Here is a 20,716-nt window from a genome sequence, read left to right as displayed (position 1 = left end):
TGAAAGAAGAGACAGGTTTAACCGCCTTGGCTGGGGGGCTTGTTGCGATCAATGAAAAATTCTTTGAAGAATCAGGGAATCATGCACTATTTTTTACATTCCGAGCGAATGTAGTAAAAGGGGAACTTATTGCGGAAGATGAAGGTGAAATTTCTGCAATAGAGTGGGTAGATCGAACAATTGCGAATGAGCGTTTCCCATACTATGACGGAGGATTTGAATCTTTATTAGAAGTAGCCATTCCATACAAGTTTCAACCAGAAACAAAGTAATTGAACGAAAAAACAGGAGCCACAAGGCTCCTATTTTCTATTCAATCGTCTTCAGTAATAGTTTTTTCAGCAATGGTTTAATCTTCAATCGTAAATCTTCAGCATGATTTGCAACTAAGAAGTGATGGTTATAAATGTTTTTCATCAATTGATAAGTTGCTTCTTTCGCTTCGCCTTCTTCGATGAAGATACCGATTACTTCCATACCACTTTTACGCGCGAGTTTAACAGCTTCATGCGTATCTAAAATTCCGTCTTGTTGATAGTCTAGCGCAGAAGGCTCACCGTCTGTGAAGACTAGTAAGAATTTATGTTTCTCAGGTCTTTTGGCAAGTTTTTCAGAAACGATACGAATAATATATCCGTCGCGGTTATCTTCTTCTTCACGAAGTTGCATAATTTCTGGACCAACGTTTGGCAACGTTGAGTTTTTATAATTTACAACTTCATGGATAACGTTCGGCTTATCTTCAGGTTTAGCGCTAGAGGCATCTTCCCAAAATCCGCTAATAGCGTGCGGGATTTTTAAAGACTTTAAAGCTTCATGGAATAGTACAACACTCTTCTTCGTTTCTTCCATTTTGTTATACATAGAACCAGAACAGTCAACTAATAGTTGGAATGCAACATCGAGTTCTTGTGACTCTTGTCCTTTTTTATAAAACATACGCGGTTGTTTTTCGGTATAAATACGAAGGAATTTCTTACGAAGTCTTCCGTAATATTTATCACTATTCGCATTCGTTTTATTTTCAATTGTTTTTTCGATAATTTTCTTTAATTCTTTTACATCTTTATTGACGACTGATTTGATAGCTTGGTAATCTTTTTTCTCATCTGAGTTTGGTTTGCGAGCTTCTTTAAATGTATGAGAAGCACCTACATTATACTTACCGTATGCACCGTCGTGCTGGCTAGAAGCGTGTGAAGCCCTTGCTTCTTCTGTATCAGCGCCATCAAAGTTGGATTGTGTACTTTTTTGTGAGGTACCTTGTACAGAACCAAGTGCTTGGTCGCCATCTTCTGATTCACGGGCAGTATCACCCATCATATTAGTTTTTGTTCCGCTTTCTAATTCAAAGCGTAAAAAGTTCTCGTTTTCGTTATTTTTATTTTCACGATGCCATGTGGAGAAACTTTCATCCATTTTGTTTTTATTTTCATCGTCATCTATAAGCTGCGTATCATCATTTGCTAAATCTTCGACGCGACAGTTCTTTTCGTCTGCAAGGACAGATAAGTAAAGTGGAGCATGTCCGAAATAGTTGTTAAGCATATCGCTTTCAAGAAGCGCCTCTAAGCGATAGCGAATTTTCTCAACGATATACATAATATCTTCTGTATTACGTGCTTGGAATGTTTCATGTAAAATCGCTTCAATTTGCTCAAAATATTCATTATTAAACATTTCGTATTTATCGCTAGTTAATGAAAGATAGCATAGGCAAAATAGACGATCACCGTGATAATTACGAACACGGTTTATTTCATTTTGAGAGCCGAAATAATTGCGGTACATTTCTTTTCGACGTTTAAAAACATGCTTCGTGCCAGGACGTAAGTTCTTTACGATTTCCTCAACGCGTAAATCTTCTAATAGAACAAATAATTGTGTTAAAAACTTTTTTAGGGGCGATTCTTGCAATTCAATCGCATAAGAACGAATTAAAGTCATGTCCGAGTAATGTTTATTACCAAGTGCTTTTAAGAACACTTCGCTTTTTAATCCGATTACTGTATCTTCTTCTTTTCGATCATCCCAAAAGTGACTAATGACAACTTTCTTTTCAATTTCGTCGTAGTATGCTTTATAGCCATATTCAAGATAGGCATCGTCTTCTTTTAGAAGGGCATACATTAAGTTTTCCATTTGTAGAAACAGCGACGCATCAATTTTTTTGTCACTAAAAATTTGTCTCATAAATTATCCCTCAAAGAAATAACTTTCTGCTAATTCACGGACAGTCATTTGTTCTGTTTCATCATTAAGTTTTGCAATTATGCTTCGTTCAATCGCTCGCATAACAGGAATATATACACCTAAATCACATGCGTCGATAATACCACGAATACTTGCTGCTTCTTCACTTACACGTCCATCGCGAGCTAAAGGCATAAGGTCGCTTGCAAATGCAACAAACTTTTCAATTGTTGCAACATCATTTAATTTTGATTCTGCTAATAATAGTTCTTTTAATGTATCACCTTGAATGTAAGGAACTTCAATAATAACGAAACGGTTTTTTAACGCTTCATTTAGTTCACTTGTTCCAACGTAACCTTCGTTAATCGCAGCAATTACACGGTATTCGTCATCACCGTATACAACCTCTTGTGTAAATGGGTTTGTAATCATTTTACGGTAATCTAATGCGCCGTGAAGAAGTGGTAACGTTTCAGGTTTTGCCATATTGATTTCGTCAATATATAGGAAGTGACCGTTCTTCATTGCTTTCATAAGAGGACCGTTAACGAATGAAACTTCAGATGCACCATCTTTCGTTTGTAGTGTGTTGTATCCTAAAATACCCTCTACATCTAAGTCGACAGAGCAGTTAATGCTATGCATTGGTTTTTGGAATAAAGAAGAAAGAGTTTCCGCTAGTACTGTTTTACCACTACCAGTCGGTCCTTTTAATAGAATATTCTTGCCAAGAAGAAGTGCTGTAATCGCATCTTCAATAATGCTATTATCAGACGCTTTATATATTTTCGTTCCGATTAAATGTGCATTTTCACCAGCTTCTTGTTTATTCTTTTCATGAATCGTAGAAAGCTGTTGTTTTAAATCAGCATGTATATGAAATTGTTCTAACATGTATTTCCCACCTAACATTATTTTCATAAAGTAATACATCTTATGATAACTTGTTTTAATATGGTATGCAAAGAAAAGGAAGGAGGATAAAGGGAAAAGAAAAAGCAATCAAGATGAAGTTGATTGCCTACAGTAAAGGAGAAATGAGCCTCATGAAAGACTCCAATATGCGTTTTTTTATACTTCTTTTTTGGAAAGAGTTCCATTTAATTTCAGTTGAATGTTTAAAATCTTCTTCAAAATCACGTTTAATGTCGTGAACTGTTTTTGATTCATAAAGCACGCTAATAATTTCGTAATTCAATTCAAAGCTACGTACATCCATGTTCGCTGTTCCAATAGTTGCAATTGTATCATCAACGAGTACAATTTTTGCATGCATAAAACCATCTTTATAACTGTAAATAGAAGCACCAGCTTTTAAAAGCGGAGTGAAATAGGATTGAGATGCTTGATCACTAATGATGCTATCACTTTTACCTGGATATAAAATCCGTACATCTATTCCGGCAATTGCACTTAAGCGTAATAATGTTAAAGTTTCTTGATCTGGAATAAAGTAGGGTGTAGCGATCCAAATGGATTTTTTTGCAGAGCCCATAACAGCTAATAATGTATTACGAATACTTTTATCATCGGAGCTTGGTCCGCTTGCTACGATTTGAACAGCACCTTCTGCATTTGAAATCTCTTTACCTGGGAAGTATTGTCTATTCATAAATTGATCCCAGGAATAAGTATTTAAACCACTAGAGGCATAGAGCCAGTCTTCTAGAAAGATTGCTTGTAATTTATATAATGCTTTTCCTTCTATTTTTAAATGACTATCACGCCAAACAGGAAATTTCTTGGAACGGCCAAGATATTCATCACCGACATTGAGTCCTCCGGTAAAACCAATTTTTCCATCTACAATAACAATTTTTCGATGGTTACGATAATTGACAGTTTCAAGTAACCAAGCTGAAAAAATAGGGTCAAATTCTACAATTTCAATCCCAGCTTCTTTCATAGGTTGCAAAAATCGTCGTCGTAACGTATTACTTCCAAGGCCATCATAAAGGAAGCGTACAATAACACCATCTTTTGCTTTTTGTATTAAAGCATCTCGAACTTTTGTACCAATTTCATCAGATTTATAAATGTAGTATTGAATATGTATATGATGCTTTGCCTGCTCTATAGCTCGCAAAATTTCTGAAAATGTTTGATCTCCGTTTGTTAAAAGTTTTGTAGTTGTTTTATCTGCGGCAGGACCACCTCCAAATTTTTGTATGACTTCTGTTAAATGTATGGAACGTTCATTTAGTGGGACTGTGAGTAATAACTCTAGTCTTCTTCCTTCTAATATTTCACGGAATAATTTTCTTTGTTCTTCTGAACGATGGAGATGTTTTTTTCTTCTCCAGCGGCTGCGTCCGAAAATAGCGTATAAAAGCACACCTATAATAGGAAGAAGTGCTAATACTAAAAACCATGCTAACGTACTTTGTGGAGATCTATTTTCTATAAAAATAACGAATGAAATTCCGACGATTGTGATGGACCATAGAGCACCGACAAATGTATATAACGAAATATACGATGTATTTAATAGGAACAGAACGATAGATACGATTGTAAATATTAATAGTAATTGAACGATAGGCTTTTTCATTTCTATATAATTCCCCTAATCTTTTTTCAATATAGACTTCTTAAATAGAAGATGTAATATGACATCTTTATTATAAGGTGTTTTGCTTTTTTTACAAAATATAGACATATCACCTATACTTTCCGCATTTGTCCTACATACAGTGTACTATCCCATTTTTTATCTCACTCTTAACGCATATGAAAATGAAAAAATCGAAAAGGAGCAGAGAAACATGAATTATATAGAAAACAATGGATTGTACTATCGGAATCATCATCATGGAGGACACAATCATGGTGGGCACAATCATAACGGTGGACATCATCACCATGGAGGACACAATCACTATGATCACCATCATCATCACGGAGGCGGATGGGGCTGGGGTGGTGGTAGTTCATGGGGAGGCGGATTTTTCCCTGGAAGCTTTGCAGGAGGAGTGTTAGGCGGACTGACAGCTGGTGCATTAACAGGTGCAACAAGTGGAGGATATTATCCGGCTCCATATCCAGTAGCTTATCCATCACCATACCCTGTAACGTATCCAATGCCATACCCAGGTTATCAGCAAATACCATATTCGTATTAAATTAAAAAAGAGGCTATCCTCTTTTTTAGTTTAATACAGTATTTATTTATAAAATAATTCCAAAGTTAAGGTAGGAATATGTTAATATTTTGTTATTGTAATTCAAAAACATACACATTAATGTAGATTTTCATATTATTATTCGTGAATAGTTATGTAGTATGATCTAATTTCTATTTCGTTATTAAAAACAAAGAGATCAGATATGAGTGGTATTAGTTGGAAACAAGGCTTGCATAGAGCTACTTAAAAGGATTGCGGTATAATAAGGCGCGAAGTAATTAGAGATATGGGAAGCTACCAGTTATAATTGAAACGGTATAATATTGCTTTTTATTACAAATAATATTATGTTATTTTAATCGGTTTATTTAAAAAGATAATTTATGTAAAGGGCTAGTATTAGAAAATGAAATATCTCTATTTCTATGAAGAGAAACAGGTTGTGTTTTAGTCAGATAGAAGCAAGGAGAGATGCGCATGCTAGAACAGAGAGGTCATGCATTATATGACTCTTCGTTGCGAGATTTAAAGTTAGCATTAGATGAGTCTTCAATTGTTGCAATTACAGACCGAGAAGGTCTTATTACATATGTAAATGATAAATTTTGTGAAATCTCTAAATACAAAAGGGAAGAATTAATTGGAAAAGATCACCGTATTTTAAATTCAGGTCATCATCCGAAAACCTTTTTTCAAAACTTATGGAAACGTATTTTGAATGGGAAAGTATGGACAGGTGAGATTCGGAATCGAGCGAAAGATGGTACATATTATTGGGTCAAAACAACAATTGTTCCATTTTTAAATGAAAAAGGAGAGCCTTACCAGTTTATCGCAATACGAAATGATATTAGTAGTAGAAAAGAAGCGGAACAGAGGTTGCGGCTAAGTGAAAGTCGTTATAGGGAACTTGCCTATCATGATGCTTTAACGAGTTTGCCGAACCGTTTGCAATTAATAACGACCGTTAATAAATTGATTGCAGATAAAAAAGAATTTGGTATGATTTACTTTGATTTGGACCGTTTTAAATTAGTAAATGATACGTTAGGTCATATGATAGGGGACTTACTTTTAAGCGAAGTCGCTTCAAGGTTGCATTATGTACTAGGAGAGAAAGATGTTCTGGCTAGGCTAGGTGGCGACGAATTTGTGCTGTTAACAAAAAATCATAGACAAGATGATATGAGGCAGTTAGCGACATCTGTGTTGTCATGTTTCCAGGCACCATTTATTCTTGAAGGCCATGAAGTATATATTTCAGCTAGTCTAGGACTTTGTTCTTATCCACAAGACGGACAAGACGTGGAAACATTATTGAAAAACTCCGACTTAGCTATGTATAGTGCAAAAGAACAGGGGAGAAATGCTGCATGTTTCTTTACAGATGAGCTACGCGCGAAAATAAATCGTAGAATGAAAGTTGAGTTTGCTTTGCAAAAGGCAATTCGTGATGAAGAGTTAGATGTAGTATTGCAGCCTATTATTGATTTGAAAACGAAGAGATATTCTGGTATAGAAGCTCTAGTACGCTGTATGACAGAAGACGGACCTATTTCACCAAACGAATTTATCCCGGTAGCTGAAGAGTCTGGACTTATTATAAAGCTAGGAGACTGGGTATTAGAAAAATCGTGCCGATTGTTTAAAACATTGCCCAATTATCAAGAAGGACTAAAGTTATCAGTGAATTTATCTATACAACAATTAATGCAGAAACGTTTTATTTTCTCTGTACGTAGCATTTTAAAGAGAACTGGTTTTCCTCCGAACCGTTTAATATTAGAAATAACGGAAAGCATAGCAGTCCGCCATTTTGATTATATTATTGCTACATTACAAGAATTAAGAAATATGGGTGTTTTAATTGCTTTGGATGATTTCGGAACTGGCTATTCTTCCTTATATTATTTAAAACAACTACCACTGGATATTGTAAAAATTGATCGTAATTTTATTCGTGAATTTCATTATGATCACGCACAACCAGAACGAACGATTGTAAAATCCGTTATTGAAATTGCTCATAGTTTAAATTTAGCAGTAGTTGCTGAAGGAGTAGAAACAGTAGAGCAAGAGAGTTTGTTACAATCAATGAGCTGTGATTATGTACAGGGATTTTATTATGCGAAACCTTTATCTGTAGGAGAGCTAAAAGAAAAGTTAATTACAGATTTTTAATAAAAAAGAGAAGCCAGCAGCTTCTCTTTATTTAATCCGTTTTTTGTGAGTCTTTCATTAGTACTGGATAAAGAATAAGACCTAATACGAACAATCCAATTCCTAAGAAGAATGTTTTTAAATCAGCAGTTCCCGTTTTGATAACCCAAATAGAGTATACCAACGCTAATGTCGTAATGATTCCATCTTTTACTCGAGATCCGGGCAGTATATCATACGTTTCTCCTGTAATAACTAATTTTAATTGGTACAAGGTAGAAACAAGGTATGGAATTAAATAGGCTAATGTTGCTACGACGATAGCGAAACTATACGCTTCTGAAACAGTACCAGAAATCGTTGAAAATAAGAAAATTTGCGTCATTATATTTGTAATCAATAGTGATTTTGAAGGACTACCTTTTTTATTTGTTTTCCCGAAAAACTTAGGGAAAAGTCCATTTTTTGCTGCCTGGTAAGGTACTTCTGAACTAACAACAATCCAGCCAACTGTAGATCCAAATAAAGATATAAGAGCGAGTAAGGCCATTATATATGCACCTTTATTTCCAATTGCTAAATTTAATGCATCTACTAACGGTTTTTGAGACTCCTTTAAAGCATCTTGCGGAAGAGCTCCCATTGTAAGTAAAGTAATTGACATGTAAATAAGAAGAGCGATAATTAATCCGAAAATCGTAGCTTTTTTTACATCGCGCTGTGATTTTGCACGGTTAGAAAGCATAACCGCTGATTCAATACCGATAAATGCCCAGAGTGTTGCAATAGCAGCTGAATTGATTTGGCCACCTAACGAGATAGATTGTCCTGCTTCATTCATAAAGGTTTGACCGTCTCCGAAATTAGAAGCATTGAAAATGAATAATGTAATTACAATAAACATTGTAAATCCGATAATTTTTGCAATAGTAGCAAGTAGATTCATATTTCCAGCTCGATCAATATTTTGAGAAAGAATATATTGAATTCCCCATAGCATAAGGCTACATACAAGGAAAGTTAACCCTTTTCCGAGTTCTAGTGAAAATCCGTTTATTGAAAAAAGAATTTGCTTACTTTGTAAAACTGGAAAGAATGTTGATAAATATCCAGCAAAGGAAATAATAACAGATGCTGTTGCAGCCCAGTTAGCAGCCCAATATCCCCATGCCATACTATATCCTGCAACTTTACCAGCTTTTTTTGAAGGAAACATCGCTTGAGCATAGCTTTGTGGTCCAGCTTTTAATTCTGGTTTACGAATCGCTAAATTTCCAAATACAAGTGCAATCATAAATACGCCAAGGCCTGTAATACTCCATGCGAGTGTAGAACCCATTGGACCTGATACTTGTGCTAAATTTGCTGGAAGCATAAATACGCCACCGCCAACCATATTCCCGATAACAAATGCTGTTAAAACCCATAATCCCCATTTTTTCGTTTCCATTTTTGTTAACTCCTTTGTAGTAAGTTTTGCTTAAACATCATTTTTTACTAGCTTTTTGACAATAAAAAAAGAGCCATGTAGATAAAAAAATACCTACATGGCTCTTTTGCCAAAGCGTAGGTACAACGGGAATAACCCTTGTACCTACGCGTAATTTTTCCGCTAGGTTTCAAGGGTTACGTATGATGATGATGATGTTTTTGTGCAAATGTAACTACAGTTGTTGTATAAGTAAGCATAGTTCTTTGCTCCCTTTCTCCTCTGATTTTGAAGTTAGTATACTACATGTTTTTTTGAATGAAAAGAAAAATATAAAAATTTTTATAAAAATACGTTTTAAAGATTAAATATTTACCTATATTTTTCTTGTACTGGAAAATAAGTGAGAGATTGGCAGAAGAGTGAAGCATGTTATAATACATATAGAATTAGAAGGTGACAAGGGGCTATTGTAGATGATGAGTAAGTATGAACAAATTTATACAGAAATCAGTAAATCTATTGATAATAAACAATTAAAAGAGGGATGCAAAATCCCATCAGAAACAGAATTAATGAAGCAGTATGAGGCAAGCCGAGGCACGGTGAGAAAAGCTGTAGATTTACTGCAAGAGCGTGGATATGTGCAAAAAATTCATGGAAAAGGTGTTTTTGTTTTAAAGCGAAAAAATATTGAATTTAATTTTGGCGGTATTGTAAGTTTTCAAGAAGAAAATGAACGTTTAGGACGTCATTGTATTACAGAAGTTGTGGAAATGGACAAAGAAAAAGCCACAAAAGAAATTGCAAAATTATTAAATGTAAAAGAAAAAACAGAGATTGACCATATTAAACGTGTACGAAATATTGATGGAGAAAAAGTAATTTTAGATATAAATCATTTTGTATCTGAGTTTGTTCCAGGATTAACGAAAGAAATTGCAACTGCATCGATTTATAAATACATCGAGAAAGAGCTTGGGCTACATATTAGTTATTCGCAGAGGGTAATTGAAGTACAGCCATGTACAGAGGATGACAGAAAGTATTTAGATTTAAATGGAACAGACTATGTTGTCGTTGTGAAAAACTTTACACATTTGTATGATGGAAGTCAGTTTGAATATACAGAATCACGCCACCGTTTAGATATTTTTCACTTTTCGGATGTGGCACGCAGGAAGTAAAGAGGTGGAACAAAATATTGTTTCATCTCTTTTTTTTATAAAAAAAACACAAACTCGTATATACGAGTGTTGACTAACTTATATATACGAGTTAATATGTAATTGTAAACGGTATCAAAAAAAGAAAAGAGGGACGGGAATATGGGGAAAGACTATCGTAAAACAGCAGAGGAAGTGTTGCAGTATATTGGTGGGAAAGACAATATTGAACAAGCTGCACATTGTGTGACGAGGCTCCGTATCGCTTTAAAAGATGAAAGTAAAATAGATAATGATAAATTACAGTCTGTTTCATTAGTGAAAGGAGCGTTTCATAACGCTGGTATATTTCAAGTTGTAATTGGTCCAGGAGATGTAGATCGTGTTTACGCTGAATTGATAACGCTTGCGGGTATGAAAGAATCGACTGTAGCTGACGTAAAAGACTCTGGAAATCAGAAGTTAAATCCAGCTCAAAAGTTTGTAAAAATATTTTCAGATGTATTTATGCCGATATTACCAGCGATCGTAACGGCTGGTTTACTAATGGGTATTAACAATCTATTAGGCGCAAAGGACTTATTTTTTGATGGGAAAAATTTATTAGATGTTTATCCGAACTTAGGCGGGCTTTGGGATTTAATTAATATGATGGCCAATACAGCATTCGTATTCTTACCAGCACTTGTCGGGTGGTCAGCAACGAAGCGTTTTGGTGGTAGTCCAATACTAGGGATTGTTATGGGATTAATGCTTGTGCACCCGGCCTTATTAAACGCTTGGGACTATGGAAAAGCAGCGACTGGTTTAGACGGACAAAAGATTGAGTACTTCGATATTTTAGGACTGTTCCAAATTGAAAAGGTAGGGTATCAAGGTCAAATCTTGCCGGTTTTAGTAGCTGCATTTGTGTTAAGTAAAGTAGAAATTTTCTTAAAGAAACATGTACCAAATGCAATTCAATTATTAGTTGTACCAATTACAACAATCGTTGTGACAGGTGTGTTAGCATTAGGAATTATTGGTCCGGTTACACGTCATATTGGAGATTTATTAACAGTAGGATTAGTAGGTGTATATGAAACAGTACCAGTAGTTGGAGCAGTATTATTTGGAGCGTTATATGCACCACTTGTAATTACAGGTATGCATCATATGTTTATTGCAATTGATTTACAATTGATTGCACAACATGGCGGTACATTTATTTGGCCGATGATTGCTCTTTCTAACATTGCGCAAGGTAGTGCGGCACTTGCGATGTTCTGGATTTCTAAAAATCAAAATGATAGAAGTATGGCATCAACATCAGCCATTTCAGCATACTTCGGTATTACAGAACCAGCGATGTTTGGTGTGAATTTACGAAATAAGTTCCCGTTTTATGCAGCGATTATAGGGTCTGCTGTGGCAGCGATATTCATTACATTAAATGGTGTATTAGCACCTGCTATCGGAATTGGGGGATTGCCAGCATTTATTTCTATCATTCCGAAATCGATTCCGATGTTTATTGTCGGAATGATTATTGCAGTTGTAATCCCATTTACTTTAACATGGTTATTTGCAAAAAGAGTGAAACAGAAGTAGGAGGAAGTTAAACATGAAGGATTGGCATAAAAGTGTAGTATATCAAATTTATCCGAAGAGCTTTAATAGTTATTACAATAGAGAAACCGGTGATATAAAAGGGGTTACAGAGAAACTAGATTATTTAAAAGAACTCGGAGTGGATTATATTTGGTTAACACCGATATACCAATCACCACAAAATGATAATGGATATGATGTAAGTGATTATTACAGCATTGATCCATCTTACGGAACGATGGAAGAGTTTGAAGAACTTTTAGCAGAAGCGAAAGTACGTAACATTGAAATTATGCTTGATATTGTTGTAAATCATAGTTCGACTGAACATAAGTGGTTTAAAGAAGCGAAGGAAGATAAAAATAGTCCATATCGTAATTACTATATTTGGCGTGATGAAAAAAATAATTGGCAGTCTAAGTTTGGTGGATCTGCTTGGAAATATGATGAGAAGACGGAGCAATATTATTTACATCTATTTGATGAAACACAAGCTGATTTAAATTGGGAAAATGAAAAACTGCGTGAAGAAGTATATGATATGATGCGCTTTTGGCTGGATAAAGGGGTAACGGGATTCCGATTAGATGTCATTAACTTAATTTCAAAAGACCAATGCTTTTTAAACGATGAAGGTAGTACTGCGACAAGTGATGGACGCAAGTATTATACAGATGGCCCGCGTGTTCATGAATATTTACAAGAGATGAACCGAAATGTTTTTGCAGGAAAAGATGTCATTACAGTTGGAGAAATGTCATCTACGACAATTGATAATTGTATTAAATATTCTAATCCTGAGCGTAATGAATTAAGCATGACGTTTAGTTTCCATCATTTAAAAGTAGATTATCCGAATGGTGATAAGTGGACGAAAGCAGAGTTTGATTTTATTAAATTAAAAAAGATTATGTCTAACTGGCAAATTGAAATGCAAAAGGGCGGAGGATGGAATGCGTTATTTTGGTGTAATCATGACCAGCCTCGCATCGTGTCACGCTTTGGTGATGATGGAAAGTACCGAAACAAATCTGCAAAAATGTTAGCGACAGCCATGCACATGCTGCAAGGAACGCCTTATATTTATCAAGGGGAAGAAATCGGTATGACGAATCCTAAATTTGAGTCCATCGAGCAATATCGTGATGTAGAATCGTTAAATATATACGATATAAAGCTAAAAGAAGGGCTATCAAAAGAAGAGATTATAGGGATTTTAAAGCAAAAATCTCGTGACAACTCTCGCACTCCGATGCAGTGGAATGAAGAGATGAACAGTGGTTTTACAACAAGTACACCTTGGATTTCAGCGGCTGAAAATTTTAAAGAAATAAACGTAGAGAAGGCATTAGAAGATAAAGAGTCCGTATTTTATTATTATAAAAAGTTAATAGAGCTTAGAAAAACGTATGATGTAATTACAGAAGGAGAATATGCTATTTTGGATAAAAATGATCCTAAAATTTGGGCATATACTCGTACTACAGAAAGTGAAGTACTACTTGTTATAAATAACTTCTATGGAGAAGAAATAACGTATTCAGTACCAGCGCACGTTCAGTTAGATGGAATGAAACAAGAAGTACTACTGTCGAATTATAAAGATGCCAGCAAGGATATTGCAAAACTTAACTTAAGACCATATGAATCAATTGTGTATCGATATACGAAATAAAAAGGTTGTATGCCCGAGCGGCATACAACCTTTTTATTTTAAGACACCACTATACAAAATGCTTACTTCTACTTCAGGTTTGAATTTTACTTTTGCATAATCTTTATTCCAATTTTTTTTCTTCCATAAGTTAGGATGATAAGCGATAAGATGTCTTCCAATACCGAAAGCATCACAATTTGCTTTTTGTAGTTTTCGTGTTATTTTTTTCGCTTCTTTCGTGAGTTGTTTAGAAAGTTCTTTATTTAGTTTTTCTCTATCGTCCATTGTATACATATTATCTCTCGGAGATTCAAGTGCTATAACTTTTAATTGGAGCTTAATGTGAGCATAAACATTTCCTTTTTTATCTGTTGTTATTTTTAAGTTGCGTTTTAATTTTCGATTACTAATTTCCATTGTTAAATAATCAGATGTCTTCTCAGATTCATCACTAGTCAGTTTTTGGGTTATACGGGCACTTGTTCCCATTTTTCCGGTTAATAATACGAATAAAACAGATTGTTGCAAAGGTAAATGCCCAGTTAATTTATCATTGTTAAATAAAGCTAACCCGTTTGTAACTACTTCTTTTCCTTTTATTTTTATAGAAGGAAGGGTAAAGTCTTTACCGGGATCTAACATTTTTGTAGCAGCTGTTTCTAAAGTTTCTTTTGGAAATACACTCATATCTTCTAAGCTTTTCACTTTTTTCTTTAGAAAATCTCCAATTAGTAAATTTCCTATTTTCTTTTTTTCGAGTATCTCCGATGATTCACCATCTACTGCAATAAGTTTTACTAAAGCAGTTGGGTTTGTTGGATCTCGAAAGCTGACATCTAAATAGGGGAGTATACCCTTTTTTAGAATTTTGGTTCCGAGTAATTGAACACCATATTTAAAATAGCGAATATTCCCAGTCACATTTTTTTTTAGGGCATCGCCTGTATCCATTATGTTATGCCCGGTTGCTGAATATATTTCATTCTCAAATGAAGATTGCTCTCCGCTTGAACTTTTTACGAGCTCGATTGTTTGCTGGAGTTTATTCTCTTCCGTAATATCAGCTCCAACGCTATAAGCTAAACTTGCCTCCCTTAATGGTTCTTGATCCCAACAGCCAGAAAGGAGGGAACTAGCACATAATATTAAAAGTAATTTAACTCTTTTTGGGAACATACTGTTCTCCTTTCTTCTTTCTTATTATTGAATAAAGTAGAAATAAAAGAGGGAGAACAACGATGAAAATATAGGTGAACTTATCAGTGAAAGTTGAAATTACTTTTAATTCTTCAGGTGTATCTATAAATAAGGCTACACTAAAAGCAATAATACCAACGATTGGAACAGCCTTTTTATGATTAGCAAGGTTGAATATATGTCCAATTCCGATTGAAGCAGCGCAGTAATAACTAGCAATAGAAGCGACAACTGTTATCATCCAAATTGGGATGAAGATTAGGTCCGTTCGATCTATAATTCCAATATGCAAGGAGCGTAATAAGTAAGCAACTGGCTCTGGAATAAGCTCAATTTGCTTTGGACTAAATACGATAAAGCAAATCCAAACGGTAAAAGTATAAAAAAGAGTTACAAATCCATTGGCGATAGAAATGGCCTTCAGTTTTGCAATAGAACTCCCATTTACTTTTGGAAAAGCGATAAGAATAATTTCAAAACCATACATGGCTGTAATTGTTTCCTTGGATGCTTGAATTATATTCCACCATCCGGCTTCTGTAATAGGAAAAATATAAGAGAAATCAGCTCGTGAAAGCCCTAGGGCAATTAAAAGGGCCATTGGAATAATGAGAATAGAGGCCATGACATAAAATCGTACGATGACTTTAAATGTGTTATAAGCTACATAACAACAAGTTACTGTACATAATATGAGAATTGCAGACCACGGAGTTGCGTGTAAAACCCATACTTTAATGACGTTACAAGCATTCAACATAACCGTCATACCGATAAGGGTAAAATAAAAAACATAAGAAAAGCCCAATAGTTTTCCTAACTTATTACCAAATAGCATACAAACACTTTTATACATATCTGCATCAGGAAATCGTTTTAAGAAAAGCCACATAAGTAAAATAATAAGTTGAATGGCAAGCCCCGCAATGAGCGCAGAAATCCAACCACCACCTTTTGCTATCGGATGAAGCCGGTTAGGTAGAGATAGTATACCGACCCCAATTTGGCATTGAATAACGAAAAAGGTAAATTGAACAAGTGAAATTTTACTTTGCGTGTTTGTCACCGTCCTCATCCTCTCTCGTTACATGTTGGCGCTGCATTTTTTTCGGTTTTGGATCATGTGGTCTTTCCCAAAATGACCAAATTGGTAGTCTTATGAAAGAATCTTTCATATCTTTAATCCGCATCGGGGCAACAGGAGAAAGATATGGTGTATGAAATGAATGAAGCTGACATAAGTGAACGAAAGTTATAATGAGACCGAATGATATTCCTACATATCCGAATATGGCAGCAAGGAGCATTAATGGAAAACGAAGAATCCGAACTGCTGAACTCATATCGTTTGATGGAACGAGAAAAGATGAGATTGCAGTTAAAGCTACAACGATGATCATTGTGTAAGAAACGAGTCCAGCTTTTACAATTGCATCCCCAATTACTAAACCACCTACAATACCGATTGTTTGTCCAACGCGGCTCGGCAAGCGAATACCAGCTTCTCGTAATAACTCGAAAATTAACTCCATTAAGAGAGCTTCAAAAATAGGAGGAAGCGGTACTTTCTCTAATGAAGCTTTAATCGTATACACAAGTTCGAGCGGTAACACATCAGGATGAAAAGCAACAGTTGCAATATATAAAGCTGGTAAGAGAAAGGCAATTAAAAAACTTACTAAGCGAATCATTCGGACGAAAGAACCGACAATCCAACGGTTATTATAATCATCTGGTGATTGATAGAAAGCAAATAACGTAACAGGAACGATGAGTGCTGTTGGATCTCCATCAGATAAAATAGCAACACGCCCTTCCATTAAATTAGCAACAGTTCTATCTGGACGCTCTGTATTTAATTGCTGTGGAAATGGGGAGAAAGACGTATCCTCTATAAATTCTTGTATGTATCCTGGTGGCATAAGTGCATCCGTTTTAATGGTTTCCAATCTTCTTTTCACTTCTATAACTAAATCGTCATTCGCTATATTTTGCATATAAGTAATTGCCACTTTCGTGTGCATTTCTTCACCGAGTGTAAAATACTTAACAACTAAATTTGGACTCTTAATGAGTTTACGAATAGAGGTTAAATTAGTTGCTAGATCCTCTACAAAACCAGTATGTGGACCGCGCACAACTCCTTCATTATCAGGCTCTGCTATATCTCTCTTTAAAGATAAGGTTGTTTCGAAAATACAAAAACTGTCGACGTGTTCATGAAAATATAAGGATTTACCTTGTAATAAAAGTTGTATTCCATAATTTAAATTCGTTTCTTTTTTCATATTTAACGTAGAAAAAGCTTTATCTAAAGATAAATCTGATCGCGTTAATAATGGCTCAAGGACTAACTGATGAATTAGATTTGGATCTGCTAAAGATTCGATATATAAGATTGCTCCTTTTCCGTTTTGAAAAGGGAGATCTAATTTTTTTATATCATCAGAATGAGAAAGTTTATTTTCAATGTAATTAATGTTCTCCGGAAGTGATGGAAACATATGCTTTTGTTTTTTACTCTCTTGTTGTTCTTTTTGCTCTGTCATAATTTCCACCTCTCTTAAAGTGCAATTGTTTCTGTTAATTTTTGTCGTTTGTGAGAAATTTATGCTTAAATTATTTTAAAAAAAGAGGATTGAAGGTTACGTTACATTGTCTTTTGTGCATTATTCAATTTCATAGCAGTACTTCTAACATTTGTGTCGAATTAAGAAGATATATAGGAGGGATATATATGGAAATAGCTGTAGAACGTGTTTTTACGAAAGAGATTTTAAAAAGAGCAGCGAATTTGTTTCATGTAACAGTGGAAGAAAAGCCACTTGGAGATTTTGAGAATTATATTTTTAAGGCGAAGGGTGATAATGATGAAGATTACGTATTACGTTTAACACATTCTTCTCATCGTTCTAAACAAGAGGTAGAGGCTGAACTAGATTTTTTACGATATGTTGCGGAGAATGGGGCAAAGGTAGCAGGACCTCTTTATTCAACGTCTCGAAATCTCGTAGAAGAAATCGTAGCAGAGGATGGAACGTTCTTTTCCGCTTCTTTATTTACATATGCAAAAGGTGAGCAAGTAAAAGGAGAGGAATCGCCTTATTGGGGCGAGCCTCTCTTTGAAGCATGGGGAAAAGCGATTGGGCAACTGCATCGCCTTACAATGGAATATCCTAAAACAGATTACCGTGATACGTGGGAAGAAGACGAAAGTGGAATTGTTAATGAATTAGAAGATGGTCAAGTGAAAAAGATTGCAGCGGTACTAATGGATGAAATTAAGGCCCTTCCAGTTGAAAGAGAAACGTTCGGTCTTATGCACGGTGATATCCATCAAGGTAATTTTCATTATGATGGTAAAGAGCTAACAATCTTTGATTTTGATGATGCGGCTTATAATTACTTTATACATGATTTAGCGATGGTTCTATACTACTCTGTTCTATTTACAACGTGGACAGCAGAAGAGAAGACAGATTTTGCTCGTAAACAGTTACAAGTGTTACGAAAAGGATATGAGTATGAGCACAGGCTGGCGGATAGTTGGTATGAATCGTTGCCACTATTTTTACGTTTACGTGATATAGGTTTATATGGAACGCTTCAGAAGAAGTTTAAAGGGAAAGATATGCCTGATAACTTCTTGAAATTATCAGAAGAGCTATACGAAAGAATTATTAAAAGAGAAGCAATTGTGAATATATAATACATTTAGTTCAAAACAAAGTATATAAAACAAATATATACTTTGTTTTTTTATACAAAAATATGTTTACTTTATTAAAATAATATTGTCCTAGATTCGTTATGCACTTATAATTTTATATATATTCTGAATATTCTTTATAAAGAAGGAGGGGGAATGTTGGAAACTTTCGTAAATTGGTTAAATAATATTGTTTGGAGTCCAGCACTTGTTTATTTATGTTTAGGAGTAGGTTTATATTTTTCTATTCGAACGAAGTTTTTACAAGTAAGGCACGTAGGAGAAATGGTGAAGCTGACATTTCAAGGAGAAAAATCAGAGGCTGGTGTTTCTTCATTCCAAGCGTTAGCACTTTCGTTATCAGGACGTGTTGGGACAGGGAATATCGCTGGGGTAGCAACAGCGGTTGCATTCGGTGGACCAGGAGCTGTATTTTGGATGTGGGCAGTAGCCTTTTTAGGGGCAGGATCAGCTTATGTTGAATCAACACTCGCGCAAATATATAAGACGAAACATCAAGGGCAGTTTCGTGGTGGACCTGCTTATTACATCGAAAAAGGTCTAGGAGTTAAATGGTATGCTTTAGTATTCGTTGCAGCGACAATTCTTGCAACAGGGCTTTTATTACCAGGTGTGCAAGCAAATAGTATTGCTGTAAGTTTAGAAACGGCTTTTGGTATTAATACTACCGTATCAGGGGCTATATTGGTTGTTGTATTAGCTCTTATCATTTTTGGTGGAGTAAAGCGAATTGTTAACGTAGCGCAAGTTGTCGTACCCTTTATGGCAATAGGCTATATTTTAGTAGCCTGCGTCATTGTTGCTATGAATATTGAAAAATTGCCAGAAGCATTTATGTTAATTATAAGAAGTGCTTTTGCATTAGAGGCGGCTTTCGGTGGTATTATCGGTTTGGCAATTTCTTGGGGAGTAAAACGTGGTATTTATTCCAATGAAGCAGGGCAAGGAACCGGACCACATGCAGCAGCAGCTGCTGAAGTATCACATCCAGCTAAACAAGGTTTAGTGCAAGCATTTTCCGTTTACATTGATACATTATTTGTTTGTTCAGCAACAGCATTTATGATGATTATTACAGGCATGTATAACGTATTTGATGCAAGCGGAAAAAACTTTATCGTAAATAAATTAAATGGTGCACAGCCAGGGCCGGGATATACACAGGCAGCAGTAGAATCTGTTTTCCCTGGATTTGGAAACGGTTTCGTTGCAATCTCGTTATTATTCTTCGCGTTTACAACAATTATGGCGTATTACTACATTGCAGAAACGAATATCGCGTACTTAAATCGTGATAAAGATCGCCCTTGGATGTCTATGGTACTAAAGTTTGTATTTTTAGGAGCTGTATTCTACGGCTGTATAAAAACAGCAGCAACGGCTTGGGCTTTAGGCGACATTGGGGTAGGAATTATGGCATGGGTAAATATCATTGCGATTTTACTATTACAAAAACCTGCATTAGTCGCATTAAAGGATTATGAAAAACAGAAAAAAGAAGGAAAAGATCCAGTATTCGATCCAGGGCCATTAGGAATTAAAAATGCTGATTTTTGGGAGCATGAATACGGGAAAGATAAGAAAGAAGAAGTATCTTAACAGAATAGAAATGAAGAAGCAAAGGGGAAACTCTTTGCTTTTTTTTATGGACAAATTGAAGCTAAAAGTTATTTTTGGGACTATTTTTGAATATAAAAAGAATGTACATGCATTGTTAGGGGAAGGGGGAGTATGTTGATAGAATTTCGTAATGTAAATAAATATTATGGTAACTTTCAAGTTTTGAAAAATATTAATGTGCAAGTGAAAAAAGGCGAAGTGGTAGTAGTTGTCGGGCCTTCAGGATCAGGAAAAAGTACATTGCTTCGATGTATAAATCAATTAGAGGCAATTACAGATGGAGAATTAATTGTACAAAATACAGAGGTACACAATAAAAAAACGGACATGAATGAATTGCGGCGAAATATTGGGATGGTCTTTCAACATTTTTATTTATATCCACATAAAACGGTTCTTCAAAATATTACATTAGCACCGATTAAAGTAAATAAAGTTTCCAAAGAAGAAGCAGAGAAAACAGCAATGCTTTATTTAGAGAAAGTAGGAATCCCAGAGAAGGCTAACGTATATCCACATCAATTATCCGGAGGACAACAGCAACGGGTGGCAATTGCTAGAGGACTTGCAATGCAGCCGGAAATTATGCTATTCGATGAGCCTACGTCTGCTCTTGATCCAGAGATGATTGGAGAGGTACTTGATGTTATGAAAGCACTGGCTAAAGAAGGGATGACAATGGTCGTTGTCACGCATGAAATGGGATTTGCTAGAGAGGTAGCAGATAGGATCTTATTTATGGATGATGGTCAAATTATTGAAGATACAACACCGGCGCACTTTTTTGCAAACCCTGAACAAGAAAGAGCTCGTTTATTTTTAAGTCGGGTGCTAAATCATTAGAGG

16 protein-coding genes are annotated in these 20,716 nt (G+C 35.3%); 9 read left to right on the top strand and 7 right to left on the bottom strand.

What is annotated here, in order from left to right; translation table 11 throughout:
* On the top strand, nt 1–272 hold a 272-nt coding region (locus HMPREF2590_RS25555; RefSeq protein ID WP_141763555.1), incomplete at its 5' end, for an NUDIX hydrolase.
* Between the two features lie 37 nt (nt 273–309).
* Here the strand turns inward: HMPREF2590_RS25555 and HMPREF2590_RS25550 are convergent.
* The 3 genes from HMPREF2590_RS25550 to HMPREF2590_RS25540 all read right to left on the bottom strand — a co-directional run bounded on the left by HMPREF2590_RS25550 (nt 310) and on the right by HMPREF2590_RS25540 (nt 4,747).
* On the bottom strand, nt 310–2,193 hold the full coding sequence (locus HMPREF2590_RS25550) for a vWA domain-containing protein (protein ID WP_001248851.1): 1,884 nt from the start codon (nt 2,191–2,193) through the stop codon (nt 310–312).
* Nucleotides 2,194–2,196: 3 nt separating this feature from the next.
* Nucleotides 2,197–3,090 (bottom strand): ATP-binding protein, encoded by an 894-nt coding sequence (locus HMPREF2590_RS25545; protein ID WP_000892973.1) that lies wholly within the window; start codon nt 3,088–3,090, stop codon nt 2,197–2,199.
* 127 nt (nt 3,091–3,217) lie between these two features.
* The gene (locus HMPREF2590_RS25540) at nt 3,218–4,747 is read right to left on the bottom strand and encodes a cardiolipin synthase (protein WP_000743031.1); all 1,530 of its coding nucleotides are present in this window, start codon (nt 4,745–4,747) and stop codon (nt 3,218–3,220) included.
* A 214-nt stretch (nt 4,748–4,961) separates the two neighbouring features.
* Here HMPREF2590_RS25540 and HMPREF2590_RS25535 point away from each other — a divergent pair, with 214 nt between their 5' ends.
* Complete coding sequence (locus HMPREF2590_RS25535) at nt 4,962–5,318, top strand: hypothetical protein (RefSeq protein WP_001106406.1); 357 nt, start codon at nt 4,962–4,964, stop codon at nt 5,316–5,318.
* Between the two features lie 480 nt (nt 5,319–5,798).
* The gene (locus HMPREF2590_RS25530; RefSeq protein WP_000893342.1) at nt 5,799–7,502 is read left to right on the top strand and encodes a putative bifunctional diguanylate cyclase/phosphodiesterase; all 1,704 of its coding nucleotides are present in this window, start codon (nt 5,799–5,801) and stop codon (nt 7,500–7,502) included.
* 31 nt (nt 7,503–7,533) lie between these two features.
* Here the strand turns inward: HMPREF2590_RS25530 and HMPREF2590_RS25525 are convergent, their stop codons facing one another.
* Complete coding sequence (locus HMPREF2590_RS25525; RefSeq protein WP_000448444.1) at nt 7,534–8,931, bottom strand: amino acid permease; 1,398 nt, start codon at nt 8,929–8,931, stop codon at nt 7,534–7,536.
* A gap of 455 nt (nt 8,932–9,386) precedes the next feature.
* On the opposite strand from HMPREF2590_RS25525, the gene treR reads away from it, so the two are divergent.
* The 3 genes from treR (at nt 9,387) to treC (ending at nt 13,341) form a co-directional block, all read left to right on the top strand.
* Entirely contained in the window at nt 9,387–10,097 is a 711-nt protein-coding gene (gene treR, locus HMPREF2590_RS25520) for a trehalose operon repressor (protein WP_000987244.1), read from the top strand.
* 141 nt (nt 10,098–10,238) lie between these two features.
* Nucleotides 10,239–11,666, top strand: coding sequence for a PTS system trehalose-specific EIIBC component (gene treP / locus HMPREF2590_RS25515; protein ID WP_044584129.1), 1,428 nt, complete (start codon nt 10,239–10,241; stop codon nt 11,664–11,666).
* A 13-nt stretch (nt 11,667–11,679) separates the two neighbouring features.
* A complete protein-coding gene (treC, locus tag HMPREF2590_RS25510) occupies nt 11,680–13,341 on the top strand; it encodes an alpha,alpha-phosphotrehalase (RefSeq protein ID WP_050821600.1) in 1,662 nt (553 codons plus the stop codon).
* 33 nt (nt 13,342–13,374) lie between these two features.
* Here the strand turns inward: treC and HMPREF2590_RS25505 are convergent, their stop codons facing one another.
* The 3 genes from HMPREF2590_RS25505 to gerKA are packed head-to-tail and all read right to left on the bottom strand — an operon-like array spanning nt 13,375 to nt 17,069.
* Complete coding sequence (locus HMPREF2590_RS25505) at nt 13,375–14,499, bottom strand: Ger(x)C family spore germination protein (RefSeq protein WP_030023079.1); 1,125 nt, start codon at nt 14,497–14,499, stop codon at nt 13,375–13,377.
* The gene (locus tag HMPREF2590_RS25500) at nt 14,480–15,586 is read right to left on the bottom strand and encodes a GerAB/ArcD/ProY family transporter (protein WP_050821601.1); all 1,107 of its coding nucleotides are present in this window, start codon (nt 15,584–15,586) and stop codon (nt 14,480–14,482) included. The genes HMPREF2590_RS25505 and HMPREF2590_RS25500 overlap by 20 nt, the downstream gene beginning before the upstream one ends.
* Nucleotides 15,567–17,069: a spore germination protein GerKA gene (gene gerKA / locus HMPREF2590_RS25495; protein WP_000139243.1), complete on the bottom strand. Its 1,503-nt coding sequence runs from the start codon at nt 17,067–17,069 to the stop codon at nt 15,567–15,569. The genes HMPREF2590_RS25500 and gerKA overlap by 20 nt, the downstream gene beginning before the upstream one ends.
* Before the next feature lie 188 nt (nt 17,070–17,257).
* Here gerKA and HMPREF2590_RS25490 point away from each other — a divergent pair, with 188 nt between their 5' ends.
* The 3 genes from HMPREF2590_RS25490 (at nt 17,258) to HMPREF2590_RS25475 (ending at nt 20,713) form a co-directional block, all read left to right on the top strand.
* Entirely contained in the window at nt 17,258–18,229 is a 972-nt protein-coding gene (locus tag HMPREF2590_RS25490) for a phosphotransferase enzyme family protein (protein WP_000401648.1), read from the top strand.
* A gap of 159 nt (nt 18,230–18,388) precedes the next feature.
* Nucleotides 18,389–19,849: an alanine/glycine:cation symporter family protein gene (locus HMPREF2590_RS25485; RefSeq protein ID WP_033689169.1), complete on the top strand. Its 1,461-nt coding sequence runs from the start codon at nt 18,389–18,391 to the stop codon at nt 19,847–19,849.
* A gap of 132 nt (nt 19,850–19,981) precedes the next feature.
* The gene (locus tag HMPREF2590_RS25475; RefSeq protein ID WP_044584131.1) at nt 19,982–20,713 is read left to right on the top strand and encodes an amino acid ABC transporter ATP-binding protein; all 732 of its coding nucleotides are present in this window, start codon (nt 19,982–19,984) and stop codon (nt 20,711–20,713) included.
* The last annotated feature ends 3 nt before the right edge of the window (nt 20,714–20,716 follow it).

It is taken from the genome of Bacillus sp. HMSC036E02 (genome assembly GCF_001836235.1).
GTDB lineage: Bacteria > Bacillota > Bacilli > Bacillales > Bacillaceae_G > Bacillus_A > Bacillus_A cereus.
This window is presented reverse-complemented; position numbering and strand designations above follow the sequence as displayed.

Excerpts from the sequence above, each read along its gene's own strand:
- treP (WP_044584129.1), top strand. The coding sequence starts at position 10,239 with ATGGGGAAAGACTATCGTAAAACAGCAGAGGAAGTGTTGCAGTATATT.
- HMPREF2590_RS25505 (WP_030023079.1), bottom strand. The coding sequence starts at position 14,499 with ATGTTCCCAAAAAGAGTTAAATTACTTTTAATATTATGTGCTAGTTCC.
- HMPREF2590_RS25490 (WP_000401648.1), top strand. The coding sequence starts at position 17,258 with ATGGAAATAGCTGTAGAACGTGTTTTTACGAAAGAGATTTTAAAAAGA.
- treC (WP_050821600.1), top strand. The coding sequence starts at position 11,680 with ATGAAGGATTGGCATAAAAGTGTAGTATATCAAATTTATCCGAAGAGC.
- HMPREF2590_RS25550 (WP_001248851.1), bottom strand. The coding sequence starts at position 2,193 with ATGAGACAAATTTTTAGTGACAAAAAAATTGATGCGTCGCTGTTTCTA.
- treR (WP_000987244.1), top strand. The coding sequence starts at position 9,387 with ATGATGAGTAAGTATGAACAAATTTATACAGAAATCAGTAAATCTATT.
- HMPREF2590_RS25540 (WP_000743031.1), bottom strand. The coding sequence starts at position 4,747 with ATGAAAAAGCCTATCGTTCAATTACTATTAATATTTACAATCGTATCT.
- HMPREF2590_RS25525 (WP_000448444.1), bottom strand. The coding sequence starts at position 8,931 with ATGGAAACGAAAAAATGGGGATTATGGGTTTTAACAGCATTTGTTATC.
- HMPREF2590_RS25530 (WP_000893342.1), top strand. The coding sequence starts at position 5,799 with ATGCTAGAACAGAGAGGTCATGCATTATATGACTCTTCGTTGCGAGAT.
- HMPREF2590_RS25535 (WP_001106406.1), top strand. The coding sequence starts at position 4,962 with ATGAATTATATAGAAAACAATGGATTGTACTATCGGAATCATCATCAT.
- HMPREF2590_RS25545 (WP_000892973.1), bottom strand. The coding sequence starts at position 3,090 with ATGTTAGAACAATTTCATATACATGCTGATTTAAAACAACAGCTTTCT.
- gerKA (WP_000139243.1), bottom strand. The coding sequence starts at position 17,069 with ATGACAGAGCAAAAAGAACAACAAGAGAGTAAAAAACAAAAGCATATG.
- HMPREF2590_RS25475 (WP_044584131.1), top strand. The coding sequence starts at position 19,982 with ATGTTGATAGAATTTCGTAATGTAAATAAATATTATGGTAACTTTCAA.